This is a genomic window from Marinobacter sp. 1-3A (assembly GCF_016597775.1).
GTDB classification, from domain to species: Bacteria; Pseudomonadota; Gammaproteobacteria; order Pseudomonadales; family Oleiphilaceae; genus Marinobacter; species Marinobacter xiaoshiensis.
The window spans coordinates 144,955-165,143 of the sequence record NZ_VCGZ01000001.1 but is presented as its reverse complement, the minus strand read 5'-3'; the positions used below and the strand labels follow the sequence as shown (position 1 = coordinate 165,143).

13 protein-coding genes, 1 other RNA gene, 1 pseudogene and 1 riboswitch are annotated in these 20,189 nt (G+C 52.5%); of the genes and pseudogenes, 5 read left to right on the top strand and 10 right to left on the bottom strand.

The features are described from left to right. Window position 1: 1 nt before the first annotated feature. From FE848_RS00730 to prsK, 7 genes are all read right to left on the bottom strand, one after another. On the bottom strand, window positions 2–2,593 hold the full coding sequence (locus FE848_RS00730) for a hypothetical protein (protein ID WP_200200827.1): 2,592 nt from the start codon (window positions 2,591–2,593) through the stop codon (window positions 2–4). Window positions 2,594–2,692: 99 nt separating this feature from the next. After that, entirely contained in the window at window positions 2,693–4,141 is a 1,449-nt protein-coding gene (locus tag FE848_RS00725) for a lipopolysaccharide biosynthesis protein (protein WP_200200826.1), read from the bottom strand. Further along, window positions 4,138–5,574 (bottom strand): exosortase/archaeosortase family protein, encoded by a 1,437-nt coding sequence (locus FE848_RS00720; RefSeq protein ID WP_200200825.1) that lies wholly within the window; start codon window positions 5,572–5,574, stop codon window positions 4,138–4,140. The genes FE848_RS00725 and FE848_RS00720 overlap by 4 nt, the downstream gene beginning before the upstream one ends. Before the next feature lie 118 nt (window positions 5,575–5,692). Next, window positions 5,693–6,460: a PEP-CTERM sorting domain-containing protein gene (locus FE848_RS00715; protein ID WP_200200824.1), complete on the bottom strand. Its 768-nt coding sequence runs from the start codon at window positions 6,458–6,460 to the stop codon at window positions 5,693–5,695. Between the two features lie 40 nt (window positions 6,461–6,500). Next, window positions 6,501–6,583, bottom strand: a riboswitch (cyclic di-GMP riboswitch). A 191-nt stretch (window positions 6,584–6,774) separates the two neighbouring features. Further along, the gene (locus FE848_RS00710) at window positions 6,775–9,414 is read right to left on the bottom strand and encodes a tetratricopeptide repeat protein (RefSeq protein WP_200200823.1); all 2,640 of its coding nucleotides are present in this window, start codon (window positions 9,412–9,414) and stop codon (window positions 6,775–6,777) included. Window positions 9,415–9,464: 50 nt separating this feature from the next. Next, a complete protein-coding gene (gene prsR, locus FE848_RS00705; protein ID WP_200200822.1) occupies window positions 9,465–10,838 on the bottom strand; it encodes a PEP-CTERM-box response regulator transcription factor in 1,374 nt (457 codons plus the stop codon). A 102-nt stretch (window positions 10,839–10,940) separates the two neighbouring features. After that, window positions 10,941–13,073: an XrtA/PEP-CTERM system histidine kinase PrsK gene (gene prsK / locus FE848_RS00700; RefSeq protein ID WP_200200821.1), complete on the bottom strand. Its 2,133-nt coding sequence runs from the start codon at window positions 13,071–13,073 to the stop codon at window positions 10,941–10,943. 884 nt (window positions 13,074–13,957) lie between these two features. Between prsK and FE848_RS18985 the strand changes: the two are divergent. Next, window positions 13,958–14,041, top strand: a pseudogene (locus FE848_RS18985) (PEP-CTERM sorting domain-containing protein); the annotation flags it as partial. A 62-nt stretch (window positions 14,042–14,103) separates the two neighbouring features. On the opposite strand, the gene FE848_RS00690 reads toward FE848_RS18985, so the two are convergent. The 3 genes from FE848_RS00690 to FE848_RS00680 form a co-directional block, all read right to left on the bottom strand. Then, complete coding sequence (locus FE848_RS00690) at window positions 14,104–15,063, bottom strand: SDR family oxidoreductase (protein ID WP_200200820.1); 960 nt, start codon at window positions 15,061–15,063, stop codon at window positions 14,104–14,106. Then, on the bottom strand, window positions 15,063–15,878 hold the full coding sequence (locus FE848_RS00685) for a lysophospholipid acyltransferase family protein (protein WP_200200819.1): 816 nt from the start codon (window positions 15,876–15,878) through the stop codon (window positions 15,063–15,065). The genes FE848_RS00690 and FE848_RS00685 overlap by 1 nt, the downstream gene beginning before the upstream one ends. A gap of 62 nt (window positions 15,879–15,940) precedes the next feature. Then, window positions 15,941–16,858 (bottom strand): D-hexose-6-phosphate mutarotase, encoded by a 918-nt coding sequence (locus tag FE848_RS00680; RefSeq protein ID WP_200200818.1) that lies wholly within the window; start codon window positions 16,856–16,858, stop codon window positions 15,941–15,943. 209 nt (window positions 16,859–17,067) lie between these two features. Between FE848_RS00680 and ffs the strand changes: the two genes are divergently transcribed. The 4 genes from ffs (at window position 17,068) to recR (ending at window position 20,165) form a co-directional block, all read left to right on the top strand. Beyond that, an RNA gene (gene ffs, locus FE848_RS00675) (signal recognition particle sRNA small type) lies at window positions 17,068–17,164 on the top strand. 131 nt (window positions 17,165–17,295) lie between these two features. Beyond that, on the top strand, window positions 17,296–19,200 hold the full coding sequence (dnaX, locus tag FE848_RS00670; protein ID WP_200200817.1) for a DNA polymerase III subunit gamma/tau: 1,905 nt from the start codon (window positions 17,296–17,298) through the stop codon (window positions 19,198–19,200). Window positions 19,201–19,203: 3 nt separating this feature from the next. Beyond that, the gene (locus FE848_RS00665; RefSeq protein WP_200200816.1) at window positions 19,204–19,527 is read left to right on the top strand and encodes a YbaB/EbfC family nucleoid-associated protein; all 324 of its coding nucleotides are present in this window, start codon (window positions 19,204–19,206) and stop codon (window positions 19,525–19,527) included. Window positions 19,528–19,562: 35 nt separating this feature from the next. After that, entirely contained in the window at window positions 19,563–20,165 is a 603-nt protein-coding gene (gene recR / locus FE848_RS00660; protein ID WP_200200815.1) for a recombination mediator RecR, read from the top strand. Window positions 20,166–20,189 lie beyond the last annotated feature (24 nt).

The following is a 20,189-nucleotide window of genomic DNA, read 5'->3' as shown; positions in this document are numbered from 1 at the left end:
ATTAAGTACGGTCCAATCGAGCTTGAATCCAAGCACGCTCCTTTGAAGGCCTGAACGTGAGTGCGCCTCGAACCAATCTGGTAACTACTCTGGCTAGCAGTTCCCACAATGTAAGAATCGGGAGCTTGCTGGGCGTTGCTTTTGAAGGCTCGCCCGTTAGCTCTTCAGTCACGCCTTCCCTATACCCCGACTGATGAGGCCCATAATTCTGCATCAGTATAATCAGGATCCGTGAATAGTGCTTTTGTTCACCTTTGGCCAGAGTTTCACAGATCTCTGTTAACCACCGGCTTCCTCTATCTTGGAATGCTTTTGCGTTTGGCCGGTTCAGTTCTGCTGCCTGAAACATCAGCATCGCTTTGCGTATATCTTGGGCTACCCATGTGTCGTTGGGGAATTCGAGTTGCTCGGGATCGGACAGGAAAGGCCGCTCATTCTCCAGCATCCAGTGCGCATAATGCATGAATGCATCGCGCGCATAGTTGAAGTGGGCATCAGTTTTGCCGAATTCTCGTTTGATGTGCAGGTAGCGGGCAATGCTGGTCATTAATATCAGATATGACCAGCCTGTTTCCACGTCCAACAAATTGCGTTTTTCTATATTGTCTGCCGGGTGGATGGTTTTGCTAATAACCACTTCCGCCTGTTTCAGCCAGTTCTCGCCAGGTTCCAGTAGTGATGCGTCCAGCAGGGCATTGAGGTAGTTGCCAGTGCCTCTGGTGAACGGGTACTGGTGCGCCGATGGGCGCTGGCCTTTCAGTAGAGCTTTCAGCATTGGCAGCTCGTGTTTCTTCAGGGCCAGCATCTGCTCCAATAGACCGCCTTGGCCTTCGTGGGAAGTTTGAATCCAATTAGCTAGTTGTAAAACTGCATCCCGTGAGGCTTGCGAACCTGTCATGTAATGATGGTAGAGCAACCCGGTAGTGTAGCAATGCTCTGCAGCTGGCCCGCCGCCTGTCTGACCAGGTGTTGAGCTTGTGTCATTGTCTTTCGAAAAGGTACGGTGGGTAGCTGTATAGGCCTCAAGGTAGTGGTCGGTATGCCAAAACAGGCCGTTATTGTATTCCGCCCGATCTTCCTCAGTATGGTAAATGTCTATATCTGCAACATGGCTGGTAAGATCATCCATCAGCTCGAACCAGCGGCTGTCTCCGGTTAGCGCGAACTGTCGTGCGAATCCGTATATTGCATCGTACTGGTTGTTGTAATGGGAGATAAATGGTTCTTCATCTACGGCTTGGTAAAGGGTCTCATGATCCGCAAAAATATCCCCAAAGTTGCGCCAGCCAAATTCGTCAATTACTTCTCTTTTAGCGAAGAAGTTAGATTCCCCCTCAAGGCCCTCGGCAATAAGCAGGTCTAAGGGGCCGGGCTCTGTATTGGCCTTAAACCAGGGGAAAGCTTCAGCTCGCTCATAGCACTCTGGGGCGATTATTGGTGCTAAAGGTGTGTAGGCCATGGCAGATAAGCTGGTGTTGGCCTGGTAGCTCATTAGGCAGCGCAGTGTCTTCCTTTCGCCGCCTTGTAGTTCATAAGCATTCTTGGCATCTTTTGGGAAGAGTCCAACGGTTACTATGTTTCCTTCTTTTCGCACGCTCGTTGGAAAGTTCTGCCAGAAGTGGGGTACTGCAATCTCTAGCTGTCCAGAATCGTGTTCAATGCTCACTAGTGGATTGGCGCGCTTACCTTCGTCTTCAGGTTTGCCGGTGCTAGTAAGACGGTAGCCACGGAACTGCGTGTTGATTTCGCCATTGGCGTTTACGTGATTTCGGCTTTGCCAGTTTTCACCACCACTTGAATCTTGATAGAGGTTGAAGTCAGCAAGGTTAAAAACGCATGGGCTTGCACCTGTTGTCTGTGGCGTGACTTTGGCGATACTGGAGCCTGGAATTGTTGTTTCTATAGCGAGTTCGCGGAAGTGTACGGAACCTGGATCCCCTAAATCCCACAAACCGCTTGGGTGGCGTGCACGCTTGGGGTTGTGTGTTACAAGCTCAACTTGCACCAACCCGGTTTCGAGAAAAATACGCAGTTCGCATTCAAATCTTGCAAGCGGTTCGCTGGTTTTCTTTAACCATTGGCCTTTCAAGGTGGCCGCTACAAAAACAGGGCCTTTGTGGGTGACTTCCCAGTTAGACTCCGCTTTTGCTGTGCAGGGCGTTCCTGCATCGTCACTGAGGGTGACCGCAGAGGGCACGGCTTCATCGTTTGGGTTACGAACCTGCCAAGCTAATCTATCTGGTTGCAGAATAACGCTACCGGTTGCTGTGGCAATTTGAATGCCACCTACGGTTTGGCTGACAGCTTCATTAGTTGTGCTGGGGGAGGGTGCTTTCAGGTAGGCGAGCACCAAGTCCTTCTGATTGTTTGGGGTCAAATCTACCAAAGTGCTGGCATGGACCCAGCGTATGCTGCCGTCTGGCCAATGGGCAAGGGGCTGTAGCTGCACGGTAAGAGGCTTGTCACCATCCATCAGTGCGAGTTGCTGTGCACTTCTCACGGTGCCTTTAGGCAGAGGGATGCCTAGGCCAACAGGCTCTTTAATACGAGCCGTACCGTTTTGTTCCCTTATTTGAATGGCTACTTTTTCCATAAGCTTGCCTACTGCTTAACTCCCTGTTTGATGCCTAGAATAATCTGCCCGCGAAGTAACATAAAGCCCCATTTTGCTGGTGCAGAAACTTGTTCCCACTCATTTACCGCGCGCCTGATTCACGAGATAGTGGAGTTGCCCCCACTCTTCGGTTCCTCTGAGTAAAGCCAGCCCAGTAATACCTGTAACGAGTGCCGCGATTGTGACATGCAGGGTGCCTAAGGCTAAAAACTGCACCAGGAAGTGACTGCCGGAAAGGTCTATTGATCGAACTACCAAAATCGCTAGCGATGTTCCTGCAAGTGTGGGAATGCACAGGAACAAAAGTTTAGCGGACGAGAACCCGGTTTGTTGTTCCAGAATAAGTAACAGTGCAATCGTGGTTGCGACAGCCAGCCAGCCCCGGGCCCACGCCATGATTTCCAAGCCTCCTGTGGCGGTTAGCCAGAGAACAGCGACAATAATGGCAGTTGAGGCCGCATCAAACCAAAAGAGCATCTTTACTCGCCCTTGAGCGATGATTGCATCGCTGATCAGCGCAAAAAGACAGAAGGTGAAGAAAAATAATCCGAAGGGTTCCAGTAAGGGAGCGAATTCATTCCAGTCCGGCCCCAGCAGAACTCGAATGATGAGTTCCGGGTACAGCATTATGAAGGCGGTGATTGGGGTGAGCACGGTTATCATAAGCGCAAGGCTCAGCCGTATACGGTAGGCAAGTGCCTGCCTGTCTGCTTTGCTTTCTGATATGGCAGCGAGCAACGGTTCACTCATAGGGATGATGGCTGACAACGCTGGCAGGAGGCTGACTTCGCGTACCAGGTTGTATCCTCCTAGTTGGGCGGTGCCAAACAGGCGTGAAACCATCAGGTTATCTATTTGGGATCTGGTAAAGCCAACGATTCCACGTAGCAATAGCCATTGGGAAAACTGCCACTGCTGGCGAAAGTGAATGAGAGTCCAGCGGGGCCGGAAGTCATGAACGCGATACGACCCTATGGTGAAGATCAGCCCGGATACAACAGTGCCCGATATGATTGCCCAGTGGTTTGGGCTGCTGAAAGCCCAGCCAATCACAACCATAAACGACAGTCCTTTTTGCCAAAGGGTGAGCTTAAAGATTGGCCGGTAGTTTATTTCCCGTGCTAACAACATCATCCCAGGGCTTTTCAGGGCTCTGAGCGGCAGGGTGATTGCGGCAACGGCCAATGCTGTTGAAAGCTCCGGGGTGTCAAAGAAATCGGCTAGAAAGGGTGCCAAAATGAGGATTAACACGAACATGGTGGACTTGATAACTATGTCCATGCTCCATGCTGTGTTGAGGTCTGCCTCGGTGACATCGGTTTTTTGAATAATGTACTGCTGGTTTCCGATCTCTACCAACAATTCGAAGAACTGCAGCGCAATGATAACGAGGGCGACAACGCCGAAGTGCTCGGGTAGCAGTAGGCGAGCGAGGATTAGAGTGCTGATTATGCCGAGGCCGCGTTGTACCAGTTGCATGCCTAGTAATAGGCCAGCGCTTTTGAGCACTCTTAAACTAGTTGTCATTGCTTGCTTTGTGTCAGGCGACTATCGATAAGCGGCATTTGGTGATCCAGGTTCGCAATCGCTCTGTCGCACTCTGTTTGCCCACACTCTGCCTGCAATGTCACAAGGGCAAACCGCTGTTCTCCTTTCAGCATTGCTAAAACCTGTAATAGCTTTGCCTCGCTGTATGTCCAGGCTCGATATGAACCAACCTGATACCACTGCCCAACAATAACTTGCTTCCTGTTGAGGATATTCCGAACGCGCACTAGCCCTGGGCCGTAGGTTTCCTGAATCTGCCAGAGTGAGTGGTCGAATGGTGGTCGCAAGTAGGGCACAAGCTTTTCTTCAGCGGTGGTTTTCTGGCTTTGGGCGAGGGACACCCACACTCCGTCGGAGCTCCAAACCTGCTGAGTAAGCGTGCTTGGCAGTGTGAGCGGTATTGGCATGTTTTCGGCACTTGCCGGTGTGGCGCTGGGCAGTTCAAGCATCCAGGGGGAAACCGCTACATTTGACGGCTGCGTGATGGCAAGCGCGATGGGGCCCAATACTATGGCGGCAATAACGGCTGCGATGCCGATTTTTTTGTAGCCTGATTTCGCTTTGGCACCTGCCGATTCTGGGTTTCTTTTGCGTACAGGCGAGAAATAAAGCGCCGGCAAAACGAATAATCCGTACACAACCCAGCCCATGGTTTCATGGTCGGTAAGCATGTCGCTTTGCATGTCGGTTTCGTAGGCAACCACAACTAGAATCGTAATGCGTACCCAATTCGCGATCAGGGCGAGTGTCATGGCTATCAGCAGGGTGATGAGCCAATCGCGCCAGCGATAGTCGTTAAGAATGGAGGTCATCATTGCCAGTAATATGGAAATTGCAAAATACCGTATGCCGGAACAGCCGTCGGCAATGAGAAGGCGGCCGTAGGGTAGCGTGATGCTGTTGCCTTCGATAAGGGCTGTCATCCCAAACCAGCTAACCCAGGTTCCTACCACTATGCTGGCGAGGTCTACCAGTGCGGGAACCATATCTGCCCATACAGGCAAAGAAAGCGATAAAAGTAAAACGTAGGGGAGGAAACTAAGGGTTCGTGCCAGCCCGAGAAGTGCCCAGGCAGTTGCTATTACGCCAGCTGGGAGCATCAGGTAGGCAAGAGTGTCGATTCGAACCAGTTCGAGCAGTGCCCATGTTAATGCTGTTACAACCAGCAGTATGGCCCCTATAAGATGATAGGGCTTGAGCTGTGTGTTGTTGGTTGCGCTTTTGGGCGGGTGGATTAGTAGTAGCCCGATAAAAATCAGGGCAGTAGCCAAGCCATGGGCGAGAACTTGCTCGAATTCCAGCCATGCTTGTGCGAGCCGGATCCAGGTCGGATAAAAAACAAGCACCGCAATAGCGGTAACGACCAGGTAAGGCCTGGAAAGAGGTAGGTTGTCTAATGTCTTCCTTAACATCGTTTCTCCGCCGCACTACTAACCAATCGACAGGATACTGTGTATAGCAGTTACATAAAACTCAAATTCAAAACAAAAAAAAGCCAGCCGAAGCTGGCTTTTCATTACTCAACCGAAATCAGGCTTTCTGACGACGGCGAGCTGCACCAAGTCCTGCAAGGCCAAGGCCGAGGAGGGCCAGGGTGCCGGGCTCTGGTACTACCGATACAGACTCAACCAGTACAACGAAGTCTGAGTAATCATAGTCTGAATTAGGGAACGCCAAGTCTTCCCAAGCCAGGATGAACTCGCCATACGTGAAGTCTTTGTAGTTGTTGCCGCCGTTAATGTCCATTCTTACGGAGTCGTTACCGGCATATGCAACCATGTGGTCAGAAGTACCATTCTGGCCTACGTCTGAGTTCTTGGAGGCCTCAGAGTAAAAAATGCCATTACCTGAATCGAGGTAATAACCGAAGTTTGATGAAGAGAACACAGTGGTAGTTGCTGGGCCACCGAGAGCATATGCGCTAAAGGTGCCAGCTGGATCTTCTACTGTGAGCCCGAAGCTCTGCGGCAGGGTGCATCCTTGAGCTGAGCCGCAAGCGCTGCCATCGTAAATTTGGAGGGTTTTGCTAACATCGTTGACATCGTAGATGCCAAATTTTGCCTGATTTGCAAAACCGGCAAATTCGAACATCAACCTGTTAACAGAAGCATTGGACGTTGAAATGTTCCAAACTTCATCAGGTGCAAGTTGCGCAGTGTTTACATCGTAAAAGTTGCCGCCTTCGGTCAACGCGTTCAAGCCATTTTGCAGGCTGTTGCCATTTATTACAGTACCGGCGCTAGCAGACGCTGCAAAAGCGGCCAATGAAAGCGCAAGCAAGGTTTTTTTGAGTTTCATAATATTTCTCCGGTTGTCTAGCTCTAATTCCATATAGTTTGCTTGCAACCAGGCTGTCTCTTATTGCTTTAGAGATCCTTGGCTTTCCGTCCCACCCTCACAGGTGGTTTGGCATACGACCGGTAGTACCCGATCCTATGGATAATACAAAGCGATTCGCGTGCCAAGTTTTCAATACGCTGATATATATAGATATTTATTGAGCTCTGGATGTGACATGTAAAAAAAATCGACGAGCGTATAAAAAAAGGACTGAGACGCTAATGCCTCAGGCCTTTTGTGTATTCGAACCCGACAGGGCTTGTCGAGGTTCTTTACATGGCTTTTTTAACAGCCTCTAGATGCTCTTCAATCTCGGCATTACCTGGTGCGAGATCCAGTGCTTTTTCTATCACTGCTTTCGCTTCTGTCTGTTGACCAGACAGGTGCAGGATCCAGCCATAGGTGTCCAATACAGCTGGGCTGTTCGGTGCGAGCTCGCTTGCTTGTTTCGCCAGATTGAGTGCACGCTTGGGGTTTTCTTCGCGAAGCGTCCAGGCAAGGTTGTTGAGCGCAGTTACGCTGTTCGGTTGTTTGGCTATCACCTGTTCATAGTGACTTACAGCAGCCGTCTCCTGACCATTGGTCAATAGCCAGTCGGCTCTTGCCATGTGTGCGGCAAGGCTTTGTGGTGCTTCCTGTACCCAGTTTTGGGTTAAGCCATCCATTGAGTCTGGTGCGCTCGCTTGGGCAAGCACAATGAGGGAGGGCATCAGGCTTGGATTTTTGGTGGCCTGCCATCTTTCTGAAAGATAGGCGTACGCACCTTCAGGGCCCTTTTGTTGTTGCAAGAGCCTGGTACGCGACAGGATGGTTGCGGGTAGTTCGCCGTGAATTTTTTCGACGCCATCCAGAGCACTAAAGGCATCGTCTAGTTTGCCTTCCATCTGTGCGATGCCTGCGGGCAAGAGTGCAAAACCGATGTTTTCCGGCTCAAGGGCTATGGCTTCGGCAGCTTTTGCCCGGGCTTTTGTCCAGTCCTTTTTGTCGGCTGCAGCCTTTGCTTCGGCCAGTAGCAGTTGGCCGTGGGCGCGTTGTACAGTTATGGAATCGCTGTCTTTCCATTGCGACAGAGTGGCTCTGGCGGATGCCAGTTCGCCTTGGGTGATGGCGATCAGTGCGGCGAGTGTGTCTGTGTTCTGTTTAAGCTCAGGGTGCGCTTTGGCGACATCGGCTAACCATGTTTTAGCCTCGGGTACAGTGTGGTCTTGCATGTAGATCTGGCCGGCTTGCTGCAGCGGGCGGATGGCATCTGGTGTGATGGTGGCAGCATCTACCAGTAAATCAACGGCATCACTGCGTTTGCCGGTTTGGGCATAGAGGCTTGCAAGTGCAACTTTCGGAGCCTGTAGCTCGGGGCTTTCTTTTGTTAGCTTTTCGAGGCGTGCTATTGCTGCACTGGGGTTTCCAAGCCGTGCGTCGGCAAGGCTTGCCAGCAGAATTGCCCGGGGTTGGTCTCCATAGCCGTTAAGCAGTGAGTCGCGGATTTCTGCGGCTTCCTGCTGTTCACCCTGCTGGATCAATACGTTCAGGTAGGTGCTGGTGGTAGACCAATCTGAGGGGTCGGAGGTGAATGCCATGCGCAATTGGCCAAGGGCCTGCTCGGGTTGGTCGTTTTGCAGGTAATGCCTTGCGAGGGCCAACCGCAACCTTACGCGCCCGGGCTCGTTTCCAACAGCTTTACTGAGGCTTGCGATACCAGCGTTCTCGTGGCCGGGCAGGCTGAGAGCAAGAATACCGTGCATGGCCAGCAGCTCGTTATCATTCGGGCGAGCCTCTATGGCACGGGTTAAGGTTGCAAGTGCATCTTCTCTATCGCCGGTATCAATCTGGGCCATGGTGGCCGCCCGTATGAATTGTACGGGGGTTGTTTCCGGGTCGAGGTTTTCTTTAAGTAGCTGGGCGCCTTCATCAAGATCGCCGGTGCCAGCGGATATGGCACCTAACATCAGGGCGACCTGCTCATTTTCAGGATCAAGCTTCAGGGTATCGCGAAGTATGGCTTTGGCTTCCTCAAAATTGCCTTCTTTGAGTGCAGCAACAGCGGCTTCGGCTTGTTCACGTGCGCCAGTGTTGATGTTTTCTGCCAGTATCCGGTTATAAATCTGGGCTTCGGTTATCTTGCCTTGCTCGGTAAGCACTCGAGACAGGGTGGTGAGTACATTGCGCCGAATGGGCAGGAAAATATCGGATGTGGGCAGCTCGCCAACCGCATCTGTGAGTGTCGCAGCGGCCAGATCAAGTTGATTCAGCCGGTACTGGGCCTGGCCTTTCCAGTACAGAACTTCTGGGGCCGCCTGGTTTTTTGCAAGCCAGTTGTCGGCGGTTTCTACTGCTTGCTCGTTTTTGCCGAGATTGATCTGGGCTTGCAGAACACCGGTGATTGCCGGGATGTCAGAGCCATTACTTGTGGCCAAGCTGGAGTACAGGGCAAGGGCTTCGGCTACTTCGCCGGATCTGCGCAAAGCTTCTGCCCGGATCAGTGAGGCTTCAAGTTGGTCATCTGGAGAGCTTGGGGTTTGCAGTGCCAGCGTTTCGGTTGCTGAAAGGTGCTTACCCTGTTCTACATAGGCGCGGGCCAAAGTCAGGGCCACGGCGTTTGGTTGTTCTTTCACCCAGGGAGCCAGGAGTTCTGCGGCTTCTTTGGAGGCGCCCAGCTCTAAATACATATCCGCCAGGCGAACGATGTGCTCAACATTGTTCGGGTCTTTCTGGATGGCATTTTTTATTTCCAGCAGGGCCGAGCGGTATTGTCCCTGGTCAGAATATGTCTCTGCACGTGTAATGTGAGAGAGCGCCTCCGAGGTATCTGGACCGCTGTTGCAGCCGGATAATAGCAGCGGTGCTGCAAGCATGAGGCTGCTCACCAGAACCAGCCCGGGAAGTGTTTTCTTTTTTGTTTGCCTTGTGATCATGTAAAACTGCTCCTTGAGCTGTGCGCTGCCATCGTGTGCCGGAGGGTTACTTATACTTCCGGAGCCACTGCCGATGTGTCGATTTTATATTTGTCGGTGAGGTTGTACAGGGTAGGGCGTGTAATGCCCAAAAGCCGGGAGGCCTGAGTCATATTGAAGCCGCTGGTCTGAAGCGCCTGCATTATTGCTTTGCTTTCGGCCTGCTCCCGTACCTGGCGCAGGTTCAGGTGGCTTACTGCAGGCTCATCGCACCCCGGCAGTTCCAGGTCTTCGGCGGTTATCCGCTTGCCATCCGCCATGATGGTGGCTCGCTTCACTTTGTTGATCATTTCCCGAACGTTGCCTGGCCAGGAGTAGCTGTTAATGGCGTTTACGGCGTCGTCTGAAAAGGTAAGGTTTTGTCTGTCCATTTGCTTGCCGAGGGACTTCAGCAATGATTGGGCGATAACCAGTGCGTCACCATCTCGCTCCCTTACAGCGGGAACGTCGAGGGTTATTTCGCTGATCCGGTAATATAGATCCTCACGGAAATCACCGTTCTCAATAAGCTGGGAAAGCTTTTGGTGTGTGGCGCACACTACTCTTACGTCTACGGGAATGGGTTTAACAGAACCCACCCTGTCTACGACACGCTCTTGCAGGAAGCGCAGCAGCTTGGATTGAAGCGACATAGGCATGTCGCCGATCTCATCGAGAAAGAGAGTGCCGCCGTTGGCGCTTTCGATCTTGCCTTTTTTGGCTTGCGTAGCTCCAGTGAAGGCGCCTTTTTCGAAGCCGAACAGCTCGCTTTCCAGAAGGTTTTCTGGAATGGCGGCACAGTTAATGGCTGCAAAGGCATTGCCTGCGCGAGGGCTGAGGTCGTGCAGTGCGCGGGCAAGAACTTCTTTGCCTGTACCTGTTTCACCGATGATGAGGGTGGTTACATCTGTAGGTGCAACTTTCTCCAGCGTGCGGCATACGGCCATCATTTGTGGGCTGGCTGCGATGATGCCTTTGATGCTGGTACCGTTGTTTTGCTGAGAAAGATCCTGATTTTCCCGCTCCAGCTCGGCCAGGCGAAACGCGCGGTTAACTACAAAGGTGAGGATGTCGGCTTCCAAAGGCTTCTGGTAGAAGTCTGATGCGCCCATGCCGATTGCTTTGACGGCATTTTCCTTGTCCTCCCTACCGGTTACGACAATGACCTTGGTTAAAGGCGCAAGCCGCAGAATTTCCTCCAGCAGGGCAAAGCCTTCCGTTGCGCCGCCTGGATCTGGCGGCAGGCCAAGATCCAGCGTTACCACGTGGGGTTCTTCGCGCCGCAGCGCGGTGAGGGCAGCTTCCCTGTCTGAGGCGACAGTCACTTCCAGGTCGTCGCTGAAACACCAGCGCATCTGGCTTTGCAGGCCCGGATCGTCTTCTACAATCAGTAGTCGTCTAGTCACAACAGCAACAAGTCCTTTGTTTTAATGTTCCAATATATCTGATTCTTAACTGAACATTGACACTTTGCAATGATCGATTCATCTGTTGTGCTTGCTCGCCATTTAATTGACAAACTCCGGCGGGCTCGGCAGGTCGATAATCGGCTGTTTATTCGTCTGATTTCCGTGTTCCGAGCGTTCTGCCAGGGGTATTCGCACAGAAAAACATGACCCTACGCCAGGTTCGCTGGTGGCATCTATTGTTCCGCCCAGCTTTTGTATGTATTCCCGGGCCTGGTAGGCGCCAATTCCCATGCCGGTTAGCCCTTTGGTACTTTCAAAGGCTTTGAACAGACGATCATTAATAAAGTCATCACTCATTCCACAGCCGGTGTCTTGAATAAACAGCACAACATTGCCTTTGGCAATCTTTAGCGACAGGCTGACCTCGCCATCGGGGGGTGTGGCATCCTGGGCGTTTTGTATCAGGTGGCCGAGTACGCTTTTTAGCTGTTCGGGGTCGGCTTTCACGAGTATGTGCGGTTGACCACCGTCGAGTTTCGGTGCCGGTTGTTGCCTGCTGTAGTGATCAACGAGTTCGCTTACGAGTTCTGTCAGGTCCAGCTTTATGCAGTTTTCCATGTCATCTGCTGCAGGTTTGCGAATGTGGGCTAACAGGTTGGACATCTTTCGAACCGCATGGTCGGTGGTGTTGATCATATCTTCAATAAATGCAGGGTTGCTTTTGTGTTTCTGCGCGTTGTTTACCAGTAGTGTCAGTTGCGCAACGACTGTTTTGAGGTCGTGCACCATGAAGGCAGATGCTTTGCTGACGGCTTCAAATTGCATGGCGCGGGATAGCCGGTTCTGTGCGTCGGCCTGTGCCAACAGGTTACAGGTTTGCCGGGCAACCACCTTAATAAGGTCGAAGTTCTCCCAGTTCAGGTCTACACGGGCGTAGGGTTGGCCAATCATTGCTATACCGTAGAGTTCATTGCTCAGGTACAGGGGGATAATCAGCCAGGCATCCGGGGTTTTGGCAATGGCATCTGGGATCTCCAGCAGGTCGTAGCTCACCGGGTCGGCTCTGTATTCGTCTAGATTGACTATCCATTCTTTTTCATTGAATAAGCGCACCAGTTCGGCATCTTCATCTATAACTGTGTATCTGGGTGTGGCGAGATTGGCAGATTCTCTCAGGGTGTAGGCCCCTTGATCGCTTTTGAGCCAGATGGCGCCTGCATTGCTCTCCACCAGTCCCGCCAGAATGCGGATTACTCGTTGTGTGAGGGGCGGTTCATCGGTCAGGTATGCCAGCTCTTTGGTGAGTTTTAGCCATTCATCCCGGTAATCGTATTTGTAGTCGAAGAAATTCTGGCTGATCAGAACCATGAGCTTTGCGCGAATGCGACGGGAGAGCACCAGCGTTGCCAGAAATACCAGAGCAACGGCAGACAACAGCACTTGTAAGGCTTCGCCCCAGTCACCACCAAGAATTCGAACGTAATATCCGCTCACCGAGAGGAGTAGCAGGTAAGCACCGGCCATAATCAGCGTGCTGGCATGAAATACTGCCGAGCGGGATAGCTGGAAATCGATAGGTTGTTTACGAGTGTTGACTACGTTGATTGCAAACAGAGGGACCAGTGCTGCGTTAACGAAGCCCCGTGCGTTCCAGAATGAATCTGCAATTGAGCCAAACAGCAATGCGTCGGCGTACATCAGGAAGTCGAAGATAAAGATGGTGGCGGTTCCTATGCACAGGTACTTCATGCTCGAGCGACCAAACGCGGGTGCATTGCGCCAGATTTGTTCTACCAGAGAGAGCCCGAGAAGTGACAGGGCAATCTGGCCGATGAGTTTGGTTTTGCCGTCCACCAAGGCGATGCCGAATATGAATTCAAGACTACCAATGACGAGTAGCGTGATGAGCAGAATGCTTGTCGCGCCACCAAGGAACTTTTTTAGTTGCCCGCTAAGCCGACCATGGCGAAAGGTGTCTCGCAGCATTGCAAACAGAAGGAGAATCCAGGAAGTGTCGCGGAGCAATTCCAAAAGGTAGCGAATAAAAAAGCCGGGATGGCCCCATAGGCTTTGGGTAACGAGGGTTGATGCCCACAGGGTAGTAACCAGGGCAGCAAGGAATAGAGCCCGATCTATGTCGCGACGCAGGTAACGAGTGCCTACAAGCACTGAAAGTATTGCAAATACCACAGCCGCTGCGCCGTGACTTATCACGCTCAAATCTGGAAGCATGCAATCTACCTATTCCATGGATAGGTGTAGTTTGAGGTTGCCGGCGGTTCTGTGCAACTCCCATGAGTTACTACTGAACATGCAAGCAGGTTGTATATGTCGGTAAATTTTACATGACAACTGACTGTTAGGCAGTTTCCCGTGTCGGGCTCTTTCTATGTGTATGAAAAATAGTCAATTGCGTATTGCTGGTGTGACTATTGCTGTTTTGGGGATGGTACAAACCGAACAGGATGCAAAAGGATCGCGCTATGAATACAAAAATGAAACTCCTTGCTATTGCTTCGCTATCTGGTGCCATGTTTGCCGGGAATGTCGCTGCTGGCCCAACTATTGATTTGGATTATCAGGGGGCCACCCACGGCTTCAACAGTGGAAATCTGTCGAACACAGCTACAAGCAGTAATTACAACAACTACAATGCTGGCATGTTCAATTTCACTACAAGTAACGCTGTTGGAACTTCGCCAATTGCCTGGACTGGCGCTCTCGACGCATTCTGCATTGACCTTGATGTATTTTTGGATAAAGGCAACAGAACGTATGAGTTGAAGACGGCTGATAGTTATTTTAATAACACGAATCTGGTGTCGTCGATTGGTAAGCTTTATAGCGGGTACCAAAGCAGCGTAGCTGGTGTAGGTTCATCTGCTGCTTTCCAGCTTGCTTTGTGGGAAGTTATCTATGAGACAGGCGGTTCTTATGGCCTTCAGAGCGGTAACTTCCAGGCTGATACCGGTTTTAGTGGCTCCCGCACACTCGCTGATGGGTGGCTAGCTGGATTGGCTGGCCAATCTGAGGATTACGTTATGTATGTTCTGGATGCTGTTACTGTTCCGGACGGTGTAGACTCTCAGGACCTTTTAGTGTTCACGCCCAAGCCTCCGGTAAGTGTGCCTGAGCCAGGCACTCTTGCGCTTCTGGGTCTGGGCCTGGCCGGACTGGCAGCCCGGCGTAAAAAAGCCTGACACTCGTCAGTTAATGCAAAAAGCCACCGTAATTCGGTGGCTTTTTGCATTCTGCTTCATCTCTACAAAGGCTTTTTGTTGTCCCTGTAAAACCGGAATATTTCCTTAAGTGACCGTTTCGGTGTAAAGCCATACTCATTCTCAAAGGCTCTGCCGTCAATCACCACCGGATACTTGAAGAAATCCATCAAGTACGCAGGAAAGCGCTTTAGCCCGATGGTGCGCAGTATCAATCGTGGCAGTGCGGGTGGCACGGAGGGTATTGGAACTCGTGTGCAACCGCAGAGTTCCAGTGCTCGTTGGTAGGCTACCCAATCGTTTGGTGCCACGTTGAAAATTCCCCGTGTTGGCTTTTGGCTGGCGAGCACTATGGCGTCTGCCATGTCATCTATGTGTATAAATTGCATCATCGGGGAAAAGCCGGCCATTACAGGCGCCAGAGGGCTGGCGAGTAGTTTGGCTATTGTGTTGCGAACGCTGGAGCCCACTATGTTGCATGGGCGCAGGACGCTGATGTTCAGCTCCGGGTAGCGCCACAAATAGATGCTTGCAAGGTTCTCCAGCTCTACTGAATCAATCAGATCGGCACTCAGGCCAGCACTCTTGAGAGGTGCTGATTCGTCGATCAGGGCCGGGTTGTAGGCCATGGCGCCGTATACATGGTAGGTGGAAAGCACGACAACTCGGCGAATACCGTACTTGTGGCTGAGGTCCAACAATTTTTGCGTGCCTAGCACGTTGGCGTTGTAGCGACGCATGCGGGAGAGTTGGCTGGATCGGATTCGGCCCATGTGTATCACGGTGTCGAACTGATAGCGGCGAAACAGGTCTTCGAAGGTGCGCTTGTTAAAATCGATGCAGTAGCTGGGGATCTGGTCGCCAAGTTCTACCCGTACGCGAGCGTCTACTGCCACAAGGTTGCAGGTTTCTCGCAGGCGCTGAATCACTTGTTGCGCGAGCGCGCCTGCGGCGCCTGTGATCAGAATGCTGGGCTTGGGTTGCTTGTTTTTGTGAGCGGGCATCAGAACAACCTTTTTCTTTCTGTCAGGCCTTTTTCAATGAGGCGGTTTATTTCCGTCTTTACTTGATCAACCCGTTCATCTATCTCTGCGTCTGAAAAGTCTCCCCCCTTAAAGTACATTGGCGGGCCGAAGTTAAGGTGAACCTTGGCGGGGAAGACAATCGGCAGTGCAAGCGGGACGTAGGGCACGCTGAGTGCTTTTGCCAAGGGTTTGATGTTGGCGATGGAGGGGACGGTTTCTTCACACCCCACTATGCCAACAGGCACGACAGCCGCATTGTATTTCATGGCCAGATGCATGAATCCGGCGCCAAAGCGCTGGAGTTTGTAACGGTCCCGGTATAGCTTGCCGGAACCACGCACACCCTCCGGAAACACTATTATTGCTTCGTTGTTGGCCAGCATTCTGGCGCAATTCACCGGATCTCCCAGCACAGCGCCTACTTCATTCAACAGATTGCCGAGCCAGGGTACCGTCGGGAAGAAGCGTTCGATCATTGCGCGGGGAATGCGGGGGTTTTTCTTGCGGGAGGCCAGGGCATAACCAACAAGTATGCCGTCAATCGGGAGTTGGCCGCTGTGGTTCCCTATAATCAGGACAGGCCCCTCCGCCGGAATGTGGTCAACGCCATGGGCCTCGGTGCGAAAGTATTTCTCATAAATCGGCTTAACCAGCGAGAACCCGAATTTGACGGCCTCGTTATTATAACCCCAGGGGTCGTAGCCCAGTGTGCCTATGGGTTTTCGGATGCGGTTGATTTGTTCATCCAGTTCCGATGAGACCAGCAGGGATTTCACAAAGGATACCAAGCTCATGTGCACTCCCTATATAGAGCCATGCTGTAGCCGCTATCTGCTGCCACTGATTGTTGTCAGTTTTAGCCACGCCCGATGAGAACACCAAGAGTGTGGCTCTGACCACTATTAAGCACTCTATAATCGCTGGCTGCATTGGCAGTTTCGACACATAGCATTGTCTGCCAGGCAGTGTCCGGGAAATCGCTTAGTTTTAGGGCTTTCTTCGGCCCCGGGTTCCATACCACGGTGGAGTCACTACCAATGGCTGTAAGTTTGCGGCTTGTAGCGGGTGTCACTACCGTGAGAGGGTCGCCATTTTCGTAAATTCGGTCGGTTTCCCCATCAAAATAGATAGGGCCGTCCTGGGTGCAGTATTCCCAGTTTTTCAAGGTATCTATGTAGTGGGCAAACCCTAAGCCCAGAATCCTTGTACCTTTGATATCACTTGTTGGTAGATAGGTGTGTAATGCCTGGCTGAAGGCGAGGGGCTCGCTACCGAGGTTTGTAGTGGTGAGGGCTAGTTGGCAACCGCGTACCGAAAAATTGAAGGTGAGCAGGGCCAAGGCATGGCCATGCCAGACATTGTCAAAATCCTGGTTGGCGTCAAGCGACAGGGATATTTCCACTTCATGGGCGCTTTCGCATGCATCTTCAAGCTTCCACACAGCGGTGCGGCCAAGCCCATGTGGGCCTTGGGTTTTGACACGTTTTCGCACCTCGGGCGCATTGCGGGCGGGGTCGCCGAACCATGGCCAGCAGATGGGAATGCCGCCGCGAATTGCTCGGCCCGGTTCGAATCGAGCGGTTGGGCTCATCCATAGCCAGTCTTCATCGCTCTTGGGAATAAACCGGGTGAGATGTGCACCTTGCAGAAACAGCGTGGCTTCGAACAGGGGGTGGTGAATTTCCAGTGCTTCCAGTTGCCCGATTGTATTCCAGCGGATAAAGGACCATTGGCCCGGAGAAAGGGATAAAGGCGGTTTGCTGCTTTCAGGCATAGGGCTCTGTTCCGTACTTAAGTGCATCTGCTTGCTTCAAGAGTAAGTCAAAACCGTGTTTTGGGCGACTCCTGTCATACAATAGCTATTGGCACTATTTAATAGCAATTCGACGGTGTTGGGGATTTGCCGTTGTAGTCCGCAAACCCTTTTGTTAAGATTCGCGCCGCTTTCAGAGAGTTTGTTCTGAAACGCCGATATGGTGGCTCCATTGGTGCCTCCGCAACATGAAACCGCGAACCCGGTCAGGCCCGGAAGGGAGCAGCCGCAGCGGTGGAATTGTGTGCCGGAGTGTCGCTGGTGGGGCCACCCCCAGTTTTGCCCTTGGTTTTTCTGTCGAAAACCCCCTCAAGCTTTCATTCCCGCACCCTTATAACTTCTTATAAATCCGTGTCCATGCTAAAGTTGCAGGCGTTTTTCTCAGCATTTGGCGGATCATGAGCTATCAGGTACTTGCCCGTAAATGGCGCCCTCGCACCTTTGAAGATATGGTGGGCCAGGAACACGTTCTCCAGGCGTTAATTCACGCATTGGAAAACCAGCGCCTGCACCATGCTTATCTGTTTACCGGCACTCGAGGCGTTGGTAAGACTACCATTGGGCGTTTGCTCGCTCGCTGCCTTAACTGCGAAACCGGGATAACACCTCGCCCTTGCGGTACCTGCTCCAGTTGTGTGGAGATTCAGGAGGGCCGGTTTGTTGACCTGATTGAAATTGATGCCGCATCCCGCACCGGCGTGGACGATATGCGGGAGCTGACGGATAACGTTCAGTACGCGCCCAGCCGCGGGCGCTATAAGGTGTACCTCATCGACGAGGTGCACATGCTTACCAATCAGTCGTTTAATGCGTTTCTCAAAACCCTTGAGGAGCCGCCTGAGCATGTCAAGTTCCTGTTGGCGACCACCGATCCTCAAAAGTTGCCCGTAACGGTTCTCTCGCGTTGCTTGCAATTTAATTTGAAGCGCATGACACCGGAACATATTGCCGGGCATCTCACAAACGTTCTTACGGCCGAGCAGATACCCTTTGAAGAGCCTGCACTTTGGCTGTTGGCCCGTGCAGCTGACGGCAGTATGCGGGATGCGTTGAGCCTTACGGACCAAGCCATTGCATTCGGTAACCAGAAGCTTTCTGCCAGCGATGTCAGCAGCATGCTGGGGACCATTGACCAGCGGGACATTGAGCGGATTGTAAATGCGCTGGTAGAGCGGGACGGCCCGGCCTTGCTGGCGGAAATCAACCGTATCTCGGACTTTGCCCCGGATTACAGCATTATACTCGCGGATCTTCTGTCGCTGTTCCATCGGGTAACTATGGAGCAAGTGGTTCCGGGAAGTGCCGATAACGCGCTGGGCGATGCCGCGCAAGTGCAATCCCTGGCCCGTAAGCTCAGTGCAGAAGATGCCCAATTGTTTTATCAGGCTGCGCTGATCGGCCGAAAAGACCTGGCAATTACTCCTGATGCCCGCATGGGTTTCGAGATGACATTGCTCCGTATGCTGGCCTTCCGTCCTGGCTCTGATCGCCGCGCGCCACCGGCTGCGAGCAATGCGGGCTCTGCAGTTGAAGGGGAGTCCAGGGATGAACCTGAGCCTGCCGCTGCTGCACCCGCACCCGCGCCAAAGGCAATCGAGCAGCCAGTGCCTGAACCTGAACCGGCGCCAGCGCCCGATCAGGAAATTGAGCCACAGGGCTACACCGATGCACCTGCCGACGATGCCTGGCTAGCCAGCCTTGATGCTCAAGCGGAATCTCAGCCAGATTATCCTGAGCCTGAGCCTGAGCCTGAGCCTGAGCCTGAGCCTGAGCCTGAGCCTGAGCTGGCGCGCGAAACAGAAGTTGCGCCACAGGCTGAGATGGCTAGCCCACCAGCTCCAGCAGAGACCTCGACAACCCCTATTCAAGACATGCGAGCGCCAATGGCAGAGGGGGAGTTTGTCTGGGAGCGGGATTTTCGCAGCCTCGGCATTGTCGGGATGCCTGGCAATCTGGCCAGCAATGGCGCTATGTCACGCAGTGGTAACACCATCACGCTGCTGATTGATGATGGCCACGCCAGATTACTGAATGACAGGCACGAAGAAAAAATTCTGGCTGCCTTGAGAAATCACTTTGGCGACGCCATTCAATTGAAGATAGAGCAGGGTGACCCAGGCCCGAACACGCCAGCGGCTTTTGAAGAGCGCCAGCGAGTTCTGCGCCAGAGCGCTGCCGTAGAATCCATTCGTAACGACCCGCTGGTGCAGTCCATTGTGGAGCGGTTTGAGGCGCGGGTTGTTGAAGATAGTATCAGGCCAGTAGCAGCAGACGACCGGCCAATAGAAACAAGCAGGAGATAAACCATGCTGAATGATATGGGGGGGCTGATGAAAAAGGCCCAGAAGATGCAAGAACAAATGCAAAAGGCTCAGGAGGAGGCAGCCAAAGCTGAAATTACCGGCGAATCTGGTGCTGGCCTGGTAAAAGTAACCATGAATGGCCGCCACGATGTTCGCAAGGTGGAAATCGACCCCTCCCTGATGTCGGAAGAAAAGGACATCCTGGAAGACCTGCTGGCCGCGGCTGTTAACGATGCCGTGCGCCGGGTAGAAGCCAACCAGAAAGATGCAATGTCTGGCATGATGTCTGGGATGGGTATGCCTCCCGGCTTCAAAATGCCGTTTTAAAGACTCTATTCTGATCTGCAGTTTGAGGATGTTTCATGGCGTTCAGCCCGCTGGTTGATGAACTTGTCGAATCCCTTAGGTGTTTGCCCGGCGTTGGCCAGAAAACCGCCCAGCGCATGGCCTTCCACTTGCTTGAGCGTGCGCGCTCCGGTGGTACCCGGTTATCTGATGCTTTGAGCAACGCTATGGAGAAGGTCCGCCGCTGCGAAAGTTGCCAGAACTTTTCGGATACTGAAGTGTGCGGGATTTGTGAAAACCCGGTTCGTAGCAATGGCACACTCTGCGTGGTAGAAAGCCCATCGGATTTATTAGCCATTGAGCAGGCGGGGGATTACAAGGGCAGCTACTTTGTTCTTATGGGGCATTTGTCTCCCATAGACGGTGTCGGCCCTGATGAAATCGGCATTGAGCGCCTTTTGCGCCGGGTACGCTCCGAAGGCGTTACCGAGCTCATTCTTGCCACTAACCCTACGGTGGAGGGTGAAGCCACTGCCCACTACATCTCTGATCGACTTGATGGTTCCAATATCCTCATCACGCGCCTTGCCCATGGTATACCGGTAGGTGGTGAGCTTGGTTACGTTGACGGTTTTACTCTCACACATGCGTTTCGCGGCAGAAAACCTCTGCTGGACTGATTCTGCACTGGCGCCTGCTGGGCG